Origin of the sequence: Rheinheimera maricola (assembly GCF_016918075.2) — a bacterium.
Classification (GTDB): domain Bacteria; phylum Pseudomonadota; class Gammaproteobacteria; order Enterobacterales; family Alteromonadaceae; genus Alishewanella; species Alishewanella maricola_A.
On sequence record NZ_JAERPS020000003.1, the window covers coordinates 423,941 to 436,541 of the forward strand.

Sequence of the window (12,601 nt, forward strand, 5' to 3'; positions counted from 1 at the left end):
TCAGAACAACATCACATTGTCGCGACAATGATAACCAATGGTATTTGCCTGGCAAATTCAGATAAAAAAAGCGCCGCAAAGGGCGCTTCGTTCGCAGGCTGATTACAGTGTTAATAGCGGGAAAGGAACTCAGCACGCGTTCGGCCGTCGTCTTTAAAAGTTCCACCCAAAGCCGTAGTTTGCGTTTTCGAATTAACATCCATTACGCCGCGCGATTTTACGCAGTAATGTACCGCTTCCATCGTCACCGCCACATTTTTGGTTTGCAACAAGGTTTGTAGCGCTATCAATATTTGCTGCGTTAATCGCTCTTGCACCTGTGGTCGATTGGCAAAAAACCGCACTATACGATTTATTTTAGACAAGCCAATGATACGTTTTTCCGGGATATAAGCGACTGTCGCGCTGCCGTCTATAGTAACAAAATGGTGCTCACAAGTACTGGTGAAACTGATATCTTTCACTTTCACCATTTCCTTTACTTGCATTTTATTTTCTATCAATGCAATTTTCGGAAAATTAGCGTAATCCAAACCACCGAACACTTCATCAACGTACATTTTAGCTATACGGTGCGGAGTCTCGCTTAAACTGTCATCTTGCAAGTCTAAACCCAGAGTACTAACTAGCTCGGTCATCAGTGCACTAATCTTGTTGTACTTCTGATCGCGAGACAAGCCATTATCCAGCATGGGCGTTTCAAGCCCTTGAGCTTCAAGTGCACTACGTACCAATATTGCTTCATCTGATAACATAACTATATCCAAACCGGCTGAGTAACCAATAATACGTGTCGCCACAGCCAATAGTTTACGGGCGAAGTCATTTTTTTGCCATTTTCATCATTTCACTGCCTTTGCACAAATTATAACTGCAAAGCCATAATGCCATGGCGCGTTACTGTACCAACGACAAGGCTTCAAGCAGTTCACGAGGTTCCACTTCCGGGCCATTTAAACTTTCATCCCAATTGGTACCAATTAACACGCCATCGTCATACATTTCTTTTAACCAGCCATCGCAGAACACATCAAGTGGAATAGCTTCGGTTTTATACACTGCCCATTCTTCTGAACAATGCGCTTTTGCCGCAGCTTCATCAGACCAAAATGGCATCACGTCTGTTTCTTCAAATTCTACAGACTCAACTACCAATAAATCTTCACCATCGGCCAACACATATACCACACCATTAGTTTTGGCTTCTTCGACAAAACGCTGAAAACTTGGATCTTGTGCAAACTGATTCATATTAATTCCTGCCCGAGCTAGAGTATTGCCTGCTATTAGACCAGAAAGCGCGGCGTAAAAGCGAGTTTTATCTTGACTGACACCGAGCTGGCTTTCCATGCCAGAGAAAAATAACGTACAATTGCCGACAATATTTTTGGCAAATATAAGCGTATAACTATGGCTCAATATATCTATTCAATGTACCGCGTGTCTAAGGTGGTTCCACCTAAACGCACTATTTTAAAAGACATTTCGCTGTCGTTTTTTCCTGGCGCCAAAATTGGTGTTTTAGGTTTAAATGGCTCGGGCAAATCGACGTTACTGCGCATCATGGCCGGTGTCGACAGCGAGTTTGAAGGCGAAGCGCGGCCGCTGGCAGGCACCAAAATTGGCTACCTGCCGCAGGAGCCGGTACTCGATACCAACAAAACGGTACGCGAAATTGTCGAAGAAGCGGTTAGCGATGTCAAAAACGCGCTAACCCGCTTAGATGAAGTTTATGCCGCCTACGCTGATGAAAATGCCGATTTTGACGCTTTAGCACGCGAGCAAGGTGAATTAGAAGCCTTAATTCAAGCTAAAGAAGGTCACAACCTGGATAACACCCTGGAACGTGCTGCCGACGCTTTGCGACTGCCGCCATGGGATGCAAAAATTGAGCACTTGTCAGGTGGTGAACGTCGTCGCGTAGCGATATGCCGTTTGCTGCTTGAACGACCCGATATGCTGCTGCTGGACGAACCGACCAACCACCTTGATGCTGAATCTGTCGCTTGGTTAGAACGCTTCTTGCACGATTACCCAGGCACTGTGGTCGCGATTACCCACGACCGCTACTTCCTCGACAACGTTGCAGGATGGATTTTAGAATTAGACCGTGGTTACGGCATTCCGTGGGAAGGCAATTACTCTTCCTGGCTGGAACAAAAAGATGCCCGCTTACAGCAGGAAGAAAAAGCCGAAAACGCTCGCCAACGGTCTATCAAGCAAGAGCTGGAGTGGGTGCGCACTAACCCCAAAGGTCGTCATGCTAAAAGCAAGGCGCGGATGGCACGGTTTGAAGAGCTGCAAAGCCAGGATTTTCAAAAACGCAATGAGACCAACGAGCTGTTTATTCCACCAGGGCCGCGTTTAGGCGATAAAGTATTGGAAGTGAACCATTTACGTAAATCTTTTGGTGATCGCCTGCTGATAGACGATTTAAGCTTCAGCATCCCCAAAGGCGCCATTGTGGGCATTATCGGCCCGAACGGCGCCGGTAAATCCACCTTATTTAAAATGATCAGCGGCACAGATCAAGCCGACTCAGGTGATATTAGCCTGGGTGATACCGTACAATTGGCCAGTGTTGACCAATTCCGCGATAGCATGAACCCGAAGAATACCGTATGGCAAGAAATTTCCAACGGCCAGGATATGCTGCAAATTGGTAGCTTCCAGATCCCCAGCCGTGCTTACGTTGGCCGTTTTAACTTTAAAGGAAACGATCAGCAGAAGTTTATTGGCGAGTTATCCGGAGGCGAACGCAACCGGGTACATTTGGCGGCACTGCTAAAAGCCGGTGGCAATATGCTGTTGCTGGATGAACCAACCAACGATTTAGACGTAGAAACCTTGCGCGCGCTGGAAAACGCCATATTGGATTTCCCAGGTTGTGCCATGGTGATATCGCACGATCGCTGGTTCCTTGACCGTATAGCCACACATATTCTTGATTATCGCGACGAAGGCCAAGTCAATTTCTTTGAGGGTAACTACTCAGATTATGAAACCTGGTTAAAAGCGACTTACGGTGCTGCAGCGTTAGAGCCACATCGTATTAAATACAAAAAAATCTAACCGCACCACGCCCGCTACTGCGGGCGTTTTTATCGTGCACAACACCCAATTAATATGCTAGTTACCGATAGTCAGATGCCATTATCCGGCGGTAACGTTCGGTTTTAGCAATCTGGCTATGGGCTTGCTGCAAACGCTCTATCAACTCTGGCGGCGTTTGCAAACTGGCCGCCAGCCAGGTGTGTTGTTCCAGCTCGGTAATACCATAAACAAAACGTACGTCTTGGTTAGCCACACCCAATTGCATAGCCATGCCGGTTAATGCCACGGGATCATCGATCACTAAGTCAACTTTGCCATTAAACAGTAATTGCCAGGACTCGGTAATATCAGCAGCCAGCACCAACTGCATGCCCTTCTTAAAACCATTTTTCATTAAAAAGTCGGCGGAAATATCGTCTCGTTGCACAGCGACGGTATAGTGAATGGCATCAGTAACGGTATTAATTTGGATATCATCTCGGTGGCTAAGTGCGACAAAACCAAGCTGATACGCCGCCACTGTACCTATCCAATGAAACTGTGCTTCACGCTCTGTCGTGCGGGCCATGTTGTAGATCAGCACATTGGGTTGGCTTCTGGCAATGCGGAACGATCTTGCCCAAGGGTACAACTCAAACTTACCGGCCAAACCTGCAGCGGCCAGCACATCCTTTACCAGTTCAGTGCTCAACCCCGATACTTCACCCTGCACCAATGTCTGATGTGGTGGAGATAGCTCAGTAACTACTCGCAAAGGCGTTTGAGCACTTACACCTACACTACAAAGACAGCAAAATAACACCAGCCAACGACATGCCATAATGTGCGATAACCACAGTTTTCATTACCTGTAGCATAGCGCAATTCTACTTTACAGCAATCAGCGCATCGCTTATAAAAAACGCTAAATTTTAGTCAATTTAACCAAAGTCGACTTTCACTTTTACACCACAGTATCTCACAATACAGATGGGATTTATTTTTTTACATTATAAATCAGACATTTAAATAAATTCAAATCTTGGCACGGCATTTGAATTAGTCATAGTGTTGTTAACCCCAAATTGCACTGAAGGATACTAAAATGAAAACCGTAACTAAAATAAGCTTGGCCACCACAATTATGCTTGCACTGTCTCTGCCTGTGCATGCCAATACTGTCACTGAAATGCTAACTGACATTGTTACCTCACAACTGACCGAGCTAAGTAGTAACATTAAACAACAGGCTAAAACGGCGTTAGAAAAAACAGCCACGGAGCTGTTCTTTAGTTCAGGTGATGAGCAAGCAGCACAGCATGTTGCTGAGCAAAAAAATGAGGAAAGTACAGATAAGACAAACTAAGGACCGTTGTTATGTGTTCGACAAAGCATCGCTTACGCCAGTTGTATCGCGTAAGCGACTACACTGTAACTTAATCGGCTGTAGTCTTATTGCTCCGACCACACCGCAAGTTCATTGCCATTTGGATCGGTAAAATGAAAGCGCCGGCCACCGGGAAAACTGAATACCGGTTTTACAATCTTACCCCCTGCGCCAACAATTTTTTGTTCGCATGCCGCTAAGTCTTTGCTGTACAACACGATCAATGCAGCGCCAGTTGCCGTGGTTGACTGTTTTGCCGCTCGATAAAATCCGCCATCTAAACCCGAATTTGCAAAGGCAATATAATCAGCGCCGTAATCAGCGAACACCCAGCCGAACACCTTGGTATAAAAATGTTTCGTTACCAGCAAGTCAGCCGCCGGCAGCTCTATATAATTAATTTTTTCTTGTCCAATCATGACGCCAAGCTCCGAGTGTATGCGCAGCTCACTAATGTAGTGCAAGCGCCCGGTTGCTACAAGCCGGCAGAAACAGAAAAGCCACGCGGGTTGGGATCACGTGGCTTTTCTGTTGTAACAACCAGGTCTGGTTAATACGCTGGCTTATTTACTGCGTACTAAGCTGCTGGTATGCATTGCCCGGCCAATATTAGCTAACAAGCGGTTCAGCTTACGGATCAGCAAAGCGCGACCAATAGCATTGCTACGTTTGGTAGTAACATTGTGTTTAACTGCTGCGGTATTTAATGTTGTCATGCTTCACCTCGGTATCTGCGTTTGCCTTAATGTTATGCATTATGCCGATTTTCCACTCAGTCGACGAGCGAGATAAATTACAACCTAAGCATTAATATAACTAATCAATTAACCAGTCGATATTCATTTTGCATTCAAATTAATGCCATACAGCCAAATGCTTCGCCCAAGTGAAAATCTATTTTTATGCACTAAAAATAGCGATATATGCAATACGCCTTGCCTAAAACAGGCAATACACTGGCATTAAACCTGAGTACGGGCTGTTACCACCCATAAATTATTGGTTAGTTATTCTAATCCCAAAAAATCTGGCAGTTGTATTTTTTGTGCCAATTCTAACAAACAGAATTTTTGTTCTTTGCAGTAGGCAGTTGTCCACTATTATGCTAAATTAATTGCGAAATATTCTCATTTACATATTGGAGCTCATGATGAAACTATGCCTTACTGCTGTTTTACTGCTAAGTTCAGCGTTACTTTCCACACCGGTTTCGGCCAGTGAACGGCCGGATCACTATAAAGGCAAACCGGCAGACACGCTGCAACAAGCGGTGGCTAATTTCAGTGAATATAATGAGAAACTAAATGCGTTACTAAAAGCCGAGTTGACGCCACAGGCGATGGCCGATATACACCAGCTAACCTACACCATTGAAGTGGCGCTGGAGAAAATCCACACTGAAACCGGCAAGCTAAAAGACACACTGGAAGAGCTGCATGTTGCTTCTGAACATATGGACATGGCCAGCGCTAAACGCAGCGGTGATGCGTATATTAACGCCGCACAAACCTTGGTGAAGTAACTACAGTGTCATCACTGCCATTCACAATGCAGTACGCCGTTGGTCAGCAGTCACTGGCAGCACTAAGCAACCGGGCTGAAGTGGGCGGTCAGCCGGTGCTCTGCCTGCACGGCTGGCTGGACAACGCCGCCAGCTTTATGCCGCTGGCGGCACAGTTGCCTCATCTGTCATTACTGGCCGTGGAATTTCCCGGCCACGGCCATTCCAGCCATCGCAGTAGTGATGCACATTATTATTTTTTCGACTGGGTGCAAGATATCGTGGCTCTTTGCCGCCAGCAGCAATGGCAACAGCTAACGATTATCGGCCATTCAATGGGCGCTATGGTGGCCACAGCCCTGGCGGCCAGTTTTCCTGAGCTGGTGGCCAAATTGGTGCTGATAGACAGCCTGGGCTTTGTTACTGACGACGCCGGCAACGCAGCAAAGCAGTTGCGCGACGGTATTACTTCACGCTTAAAAGCGCCGTCACGCAAACCTTATTATGCCAGCCTGGCAGACGCCGCAGCTGCCAGACAAAAACAAAGTGACTTTAGCTTAACCGAAGCCATGTTATTGGCAGAACGCGGCACTATTACCGCAGCGCCAGGCGTCAGTACCACAAAGCAAGGCGTGAGCTGGCGCGCCGACATGCGCCTGCGCCACAACTCGGTGTATCGCTTAACGCCTGAACAGGCCAAAACGCTGACATCCGCGGTACAGTGCAAGGTGCTGGGGCTTATCGCCAACGACAGCTCTTTCTCCAGCAAAGCTGAACGGTTTGCTGTGCATTATCGGCAATTGCAGCTGGCAGAAGTCAGCGGCGGCCATCATTGCCATATGACACAAGCTGCCGTGGTAGCACAGCATATACAGCGCTTTTTAACCACATAAAAAAACCGCAGCGAACTGCGGTTTTTTCATACACCAGTTTGTCGCAACAGCTTTAGCCTTTTAGTACTGTCGCCACAGATTTAGCAAAGTAATCAATATTGCTGTGGTTTAAACCAGCAATACTCACCCGGCTGGAATCCACCATATAGATACTGAACTCGTTGCGTAAACGGCCAATTTGCTCTTTATTGATGCCCAAAAAGCTGAACATGCCGTGTTGGCGGGTAATAAAACTGAAATCCTGCTGTACACCCTCGCTTGCCAATTTATCAATGATCAGCTGACGGTAGCTGTTAATACGGTTACGCATTTCGGCCAGCTCTTCATGCCACAGCGCGGTAAGCTCGTTGCTATCAAGAATATTGGCAACGATTATGGCACCATGCGCCGGAGGCATTGAATAAATGCTGCGCACTACGCTTAATAAATTTACTCGGGCAACATCAGTGACTTTACTGTCTGCCGCCACAATGGATACCGCACCGATACGCTCGCGGTACAGGCCAAAGTTTTTTGAGCACGAGCTGCATAGGATCATCTCGTCAACGTTATCTGCCAGGTAGCGCAAGCCTTTGGCATCTTCATCCAGGCCGGCGCCGAAGCCCTGATACGCCATATCGACTAGCGGCGTAAAGCCGCGCTCTTTAGCGACATCAGTAAAACGCTGCCACTGGGCAAAGGTTAAATCCATACCGCTGGGGTTGTGGCAGCAGGCATGCACCAACACCACATCGCCGGCGGGCACGGTGGCCAGATCAGCAAACATCGCCTCTTCGTTCAGGCCCTTAGTGCCGTAATCGTAGTAGGTATATTCTTTTACATTCAGGCCAGCGGCCTTAAACATCGAAATATGGTTCGCCCAGGTAGGGCTGGTTACCCAGATAGTGGCATTGGGGTTGGCTTTTTTAATAAATTCCGCCGCTACCCGCAGAGCACCGGTGCCGCCCGGGGTATGCGCTGTGGTAACGCGATTGGCCAGCAATACTTTATGCGCGTTACCAAACGCCAGCTTTTCAATATGGCTGTTAAAGCCTAAATCGCCTGCCATACCAATATAGGTTTTGCTGTCTTCCTGCTTCAGCCGCAGCGCTTCGGCCTCTTTTACGCATTTCAGTACTGCCGTGTGGCCTTGCTCGTCTTTATATACACCTACACCAAGGTCTACTTTATTCGGGTTCGGGTCTTCTTTATACGCTGCCATCAAACCTAGAATTGGATCGGTGGCCACCGGTTGTAACTGAGCAAACATAATGTTCTACCTGATTTAAAGTTGCATGAAAAAGACTGCGCTTAAGGCAAGTACGCCGGTATGGTTAAACACACCGCCACCAGCAATGCCAGTGCATCCGCAGTAAATACGTTTTTATTAAAATCTTCAGCATCGACAATGCCGACTATTTTGCCTGATTGGTCAAACAGAGGCAAACAGGCTTCGGCCTGTACTTTAGGATCGCAGGTGTAATATTCGCCACCTGTGCCCAAATACGCTGCCACATCGTTTATCACTTTGGCTTTACCACTTAGGCCCACAGTGCTGTTATTGCTGATTTTGGCAAATTCGCTGTTTAGCGGAAACTCCGCCCGCGACGCAGCGCCATAATAGGCTAGCTTAACCAGCACCGGCTCAGCGTTAATATTGGCCCGCGCCTGATAAATACCGAACCAATCCAGGCCGGAATGCTCGCGATAAAACGCCGCGATATTACTCAACTGCGCCAGCAAACGCTGATTCTCTGCGTTTTTGCCACCTAAAATAGCGGTTAAGTCATAAGGTTCGTCAGCTAAATGGCCAAACAGCGAGCAGGCGCCGCCCTCTCCCAGCTCCGGAACTTTATATTGCCACTGTACTTCTGGCGCGGCATTGCTTGCGGCCGTGGTTGCAAGGTAAGCCTGTAATTCGGTTTGCAGTTGTTGCACTTTTTCAGCAAAGCTTGCCACAGTAGCGCCACTTAACGTTAAACCGGCACGTTCAATATAATCTGCTACAGAAACCGCATCTCGCAACATTATAGCCATCCAGATTTCTAAAATTGACAGGCATTTTACCAGAAGCGGTTAAAAAGCCAAGCTAGCAGTACACAAGTTAAGGAAATTGTTGCCGCCGCTATTGTGGATGTTTAAGCTGACAGCTCTGTAAAGTAAGCGAAGTAACGTAAGCGAAGCAAATTATGGCAGGCAATAAAATTTCTCTGGCCGATTGGCAGGCCAAAATGAACCCGGCAGCAAACACAACAACAGTAAAAAATGACCCTAATCTGGTATACAGCACCGATAGCGGCAAAATAACTACTAAGCCTGCAACCAAGCCACAGGTAGAAGCATTTGCCGATGGAGCTGTGCGCATTAGGCGTGAAACTAAAGGCCGTGGCGGTAAGGCAGTACTTACCATTAGCGGCATTGCCAGGCCACATGATGAGCTGGTGCTGCTAGCGGCAAAGCTGAAAAAGAAGTGTGCTTGTGGCGGCGCGGTTAAAGAGGGCGTAATTGAAATTCAGGGCGATAAGCGTGAGCTGGTAGAACAACTATTGCAAGCTGAAGGTTTTAAAACCAAATGGGCCGGTGGTTGACGCCCCATCCTGATCGTCAGACACCTGCGCAGTATAGCCGAACCGGTTTGCTCACGCCAACACGCCGTAAACCCATCCCTGGGGGCTCGTCTCAGCCCGTCCGGGGCTTCAACGGTTAGCTTAGAGCAAACCAGTTCTCTATATCAGTACCGTTGAGAAAACCTTACTTCACTGCTTCGCGGTTATACGGCTGGCCAAACACGCCGTTAAAAAAGCTGTCTTTTAACCAGTATGGCCGCTGCTGCGTATTCGCTACATCCAGCGCAATATTAAAGTTAATATCAGCAAAAATGGCACCGGCATCGTAACGGATAGCGCCATAGTCCTTGATTAAGCTGGGAATATCATCCGACGGTTTATGGTAATGCTTAGCAAAAAAGCTCGACCATACTTTACCGCCATCCTGGTTGGGATCTTTCGATTTGAACCCCGTCATTAGAAACACCGCCGGCACACCCTTTTTCACCAGCGTATAGTGATCTGAGCGGGTAAAAATCGCCTGCTCCGGCATCGGGTCGGCACTTAGCGCTATGCCCTCTTTGGCAGCGGCTTGTTCAACCACCTTGCCAAGCGAAGAGTGATTAGCACCAAAAGCTATCATATCGGCAAACGGATACAGCAATACCGGCATATCCAGGTTTACATTAGCCACCAGCTTATCTATTGGCCGAGTTGGGTTATTGGCAAAGTAATCGGCGCCTAACAGGCCCTTTTCTTCACCGGTGACCACGACAAACAAAATAGAACGTTTGGGTTTTTCTGGTAGCTGAGCAAATAAGCGTGCGGTTTCCAGCAGTATGGCCACACCGGCAGCGTTGTCCATGGCGCCGTTATTGATTTTATCTGCATTGCGTAAATCGTTACTGTAACCAATATGGTCTGAGTGTGCCGTTACCACCACATACTCATCTTTCAACAGCGGATCTGAGCCTTCCAGCACGGCAATAACATTGGGGCTTGAGATATCCTCATGGCTGCTGCTGCGGCTTAACGTAGCCGACACACCCAGCTCAAAACCGGACGGGCCTTTGGCGTTATCTAACTGGCTAAACAGTTCAGCCAGCTTAACAGGCGCTTTGGTAAACAGCGCAGCTGCGGCGTCATGGTGCATGTAGGCGCCGCCCTTTAAATTCGGGTAACTGTCAGCAGGCACGCCATCACTTTGCAGCCATTCCATCGACGGCGTATTTAAATACAGTAAACTCGTAGCGTAGGGCCGTACTTTTTCTTGCTTTGGTGTATGCACGGTAATAATGCCCACCGCACCGCGCTCTGCCGCTAAGCGGGTTTTCAGGCTGTTTAAATGCGCCGCTTCTTCGCTAGGTAGGCTGTCTGGCCGGCCAGTTAGCAGTACCACTATTTTGCCGCTTACATCCAAGCCAGCATAATCATCCAAACCAAATTCTTTTGATACCAGGCCATAGCCGGCGAACACCAAGGGTGCTGTCACTTCCGTTTGGGCAAACTGCATACTAGGCCCGGTAAAAAACGCTTTCGGGTAGCTAAGCGCAGTGCTTGTGTCGTCAACGTGCAAGGTAAACGTTGCGCTGTCTTGCGCCAACCTGGCTTTACGCAAGGGTACCCGCTGTAAGTAACTACCATTATCGCCAGCAGGCTTTAAGCCCAATGCCTGCAACTGTGTAGCGATATATAACGAGGCTATTTCATGCTCGCTACTGCCAGTATCGCGCCCTGCCAAAGCATCTGAGGCCAGAAACTGCATATGCGCCTCTATTGCCTGAGCATTGGCAGCTGGAGCAATAGCCTCAGGTTTTGGTGCAGTTGTACTGGTGCAGCCAACAATTAAGCCAAAGGCTAAAGCGCCCACTATTAGGTTTTTTTTCATTAGTTTTCCTTAAAAACAGCAGTGCCAGCTCTTAGCTGGCACTGACATTACGGCAAAAGATTAACCTTAGTTTATCCGCTGCTGATATTTGTCATGTAATTGCTTGTGGCGGTTGTTTAAATCGACAGCACGGCCGTCAATCCACAAATGCGTGACCTTATGGCCCAGATAGTCGAAGATATCGCCTTCTGACACCACCAGGCTGGCCGCCTTACCCACCTCAATGCTACCAATTTTATCGGCAACACCGGCAATTTGCGCGGCATTAATGGTAACAGAACGTAACGCCTGCTCTGGTGTTAAACCAAAACTAATGGCCTGGCCTGCGGCAAATACCAGATTGCGCGTATCCCAGTAACCATCCAGTGACAGTGCATATTGCACGCCGGCATCTTGCAAGGTTTTGGGTACCACAAAGGCCTGACTATAGTTTTCATCCGTACGGCTGGGTAAACCATAGGGTGCGGTGTAAACTACCGCCACCTTTGCTGCAGCCAGCTCATTGGCCATACGCCAGCTATCACGGCCGCCAACAATGGTTAGTTGTAAAGCATATTCTTTAGCCAGTAACATGGCCTGGCGAATTTGGCGTTCGTCATCAGCATGCACAAACAATGGCCGCTTGCCGTCAAACACCGCTAGCATTTCATGCCAACGCGAGTCTACACCGTGGTTCAAACCGGCCTTTTCAGCGTCATAGTAAGCTTTTCCGGCTTTAAAATGCTGCTGCAATTTTTCCAGTTGTTCGGCGTTAGCTTTGCGTACTTCATCGGCCGGTTTTGGATTCCAACGCGAGCCCAGCATGCTGGCATTGGGCCAACGAACATGCAAACCGGTGCCGTCAGCAACAACTGCATCCTGATAGTTCCAGGCATCTAATTGCATTAAACTCGATTGCCCCATTAGCATGCTGCCAGACGGATACACCATACTATAAGCAAAGCCATTGCTGCGTATTGTCGGGATCACCTCAGAATCAGCGTTGTACGCCACTTTGGCTTTAATGTCCGGGTTAGTTTGTGTTACCTCTGTTGAATCATCGGTGGAGCGCACCGCTTCAATTTCAATCAAACCCAACTGGTTAGCTAGCGCTATCAGTCCGGGGTACAAGTGTTTACCATCCAATGCCATTACAGTTGCGCCCTCTGGCGCGGTTAAATCTGTACCGACAGCAGCAATTTTGCCATCGATGATCAACACATCGCTGTCGGCTTTTACACCATCAGTTACCGTGTGTACGGTTAGGCCGGTTAATAATATCGGTGCAGTTTGAGCGGCCCCCGGTACCATATCATGCGCAGTTGCCGTACCTATGCTTAAGCTACCGGCTAAGGCGGCTAACAGGCTTAAACGAATTTTGTTAAACTTCATGCT

Annotated in this window: 14 protein-coding genes; 5 read left to right on the top strand and 9 right to left on the bottom strand. The window is 48.0% G+C overall.

What is annotated here, in order from left to right; translation table 11 throughout:
- Positions 1 to 110 precede the first annotated feature (110 nt).
- Together folE and I4W93_RS10710 are read right to left on the bottom strand one after the other, a co-directional pair.
- Complete coding sequence (folE, locus tag I4W93_RS10705; protein WP_224673382.1) at positions 111 to 755, bottom strand: GTP cyclohydrolase I FolE; 645 nt, start codon at positions 753 to 755, stop codon at positions 111 to 113.
- Between the two features lie 142 nt (positions 756 to 897).
- Positions 898 to 1,251, bottom strand: a complete 354-nt coding sequence (locus I4W93_RS10710; protein WP_205310926.1) for a DUF2750 domain-containing protein — start codon at positions 1,249 to 1,251, stop codon at positions 898 to 900.
- 159 nt (positions 1,252 to 1,410) lie between these two features.
- On the opposite strand from I4W93_RS10710, the gene ettA reads away from it, so the two are divergent.
- Positions 1,411 to 3,072, top strand: a complete 1,662-nt coding sequence (gene ettA / locus I4W93_RS10715) for an energy-dependent translational throttle protein EttA (protein ID WP_205310925.1) — start codon at positions 1,411 to 1,413, stop codon at positions 3,070 to 3,072.
- A 61-nt stretch (positions 3,073 to 3,133) separates the two neighbouring features.
- Here the strand turns inward: ettA and I4W93_RS10720 are convergent, their stop codons facing one another.
- On the bottom strand, positions 3,134 to 3,808 hold the full coding sequence (locus tag I4W93_RS10720; RefSeq protein WP_224673383.1) for a substrate-binding periplasmic protein: 675 nt from the start codon (positions 3,806 to 3,808) through the stop codon (positions 3,134 to 3,136).
- Positions 3,809 to 4,138: 330 nt separating this feature from the next.
- Between I4W93_RS10720 and I4W93_RS10725 the strand changes: the two genes are divergently transcribed.
- Positions 4,139 to 4,399, top strand: coding sequence for a hypothetical protein (locus tag I4W93_RS10725; RefSeq protein WP_205310923.1), 261 nt, complete (start codon positions 4,139 to 4,141; stop codon positions 4,397 to 4,399).
- An 86-nt stretch (positions 4,400 to 4,485) separates the two neighbouring features.
- Here the strand turns inward: I4W93_RS10725 and I4W93_RS10730 are convergent, their stop codons facing one another.
- Positions 4,486 to 4,839: a VOC family protein gene (locus I4W93_RS10730; RefSeq protein ID WP_205310922.1), complete on the bottom strand. Its 354-nt coding sequence runs from the start codon at positions 4,837 to 4,839 to the stop codon at positions 4,486 to 4,488.
- A 144-nt stretch (positions 4,840 to 4,983) separates the two neighbouring features.
- A complete protein-coding gene (locus I4W93_RS10735) occupies positions 4,984 to 5,136 on the bottom strand; it encodes a hypothetical protein (protein WP_205310921.1) in 153 nt (50 codons plus the stop codon).
- A gap of 431 nt (positions 5,137 to 5,567) precedes the next feature.
- On the opposite strand from I4W93_RS10735, the gene I4W93_RS10740 reads away from it, so the two are divergent.
- Together I4W93_RS10740 and I4W93_RS10745 are read left to right on the top strand one after the other, a co-directional pair.
- Positions 5,568 to 5,942 carry a DUF6746 family protein gene (locus tag I4W93_RS10740; protein ID WP_224673384.1) on the top strand — a complete coding sequence of 125 codons (375 nt, stop codon included), beginning with the start codon at positions 5,568 to 5,570 and terminating at the stop codon, positions 5,940 to 5,942.
- 26 nt (positions 5,943 to 5,968) lie between these two features.
- Positions 5,969 to 6,814 (top strand): alpha/beta fold hydrolase, encoded by an 846-nt coding sequence (locus I4W93_RS10745; RefSeq protein WP_205310920.1) that lies wholly within the window; start codon positions 5,969 to 5,971, stop codon positions 6,812 to 6,814.
- 52 nt (positions 6,815 to 6,866) lie between these two features.
- Here the strand turns inward: I4W93_RS10745 and I4W93_RS10750 are convergent, their stop codons facing one another.
- Together I4W93_RS10750 and I4W93_RS10755 are read right to left on the bottom strand one after the other, a co-directional pair.
- Positions 6,867 to 8,063 carry an amino acid aminotransferase gene (locus I4W93_RS10750; RefSeq protein ID WP_205310919.1) on the bottom strand — a complete coding sequence of 399 codons (1,197 nt, stop codon included), beginning with the start codon at positions 8,061 to 8,063 and terminating at the stop codon, positions 6,867 to 6,869.
- A 41-nt stretch (positions 8,064 to 8,104) separates the two neighbouring features.
- Positions 8,105 to 8,821, bottom strand: a complete 717-nt coding sequence (locus tag I4W93_RS10755) for a GAF domain-containing protein (protein ID WP_205310918.1) — start codon at positions 8,819 to 8,821, stop codon at positions 8,105 to 8,107.
- Positions 8,822 to 8,982: 161 nt separating this feature from the next.
- Here I4W93_RS10755 and I4W93_RS10760 point away from each other — a divergent pair, with 161 nt between their 5' ends.
- Entirely contained in the window at positions 8,983 to 9,381 is a 399-nt protein-coding gene (locus I4W93_RS10760; RefSeq protein WP_205310917.1) for an SUI1 family translation initiation factor, read from the top strand.
- A gap of 163 nt (positions 9,382 to 9,544) precedes the next feature.
- Here the strand turns inward: I4W93_RS10760 and I4W93_RS10765 are convergent, their stop codons facing one another.
- Complete coding sequence (locus tag I4W93_RS10765) at positions 9,545 to 11,227, bottom strand: M28 family metallopeptidase (protein ID WP_205310916.1); 1,683 nt, start codon at positions 11,225 to 11,227, stop codon at positions 9,545 to 9,547.
- A 66-nt stretch (positions 11,228 to 11,293) separates the two neighbouring features.
- A complete protein-coding gene (locus tag I4W93_RS10770) occupies positions 11,294 to 12,598 on the bottom strand; it encodes an amidohydrolase family protein (RefSeq protein WP_205310915.1) in 1,305 nt (434 codons plus the stop codon).
- Between the last annotated feature and the right edge of the window lie 3 nt (positions 12,599 to 12,601).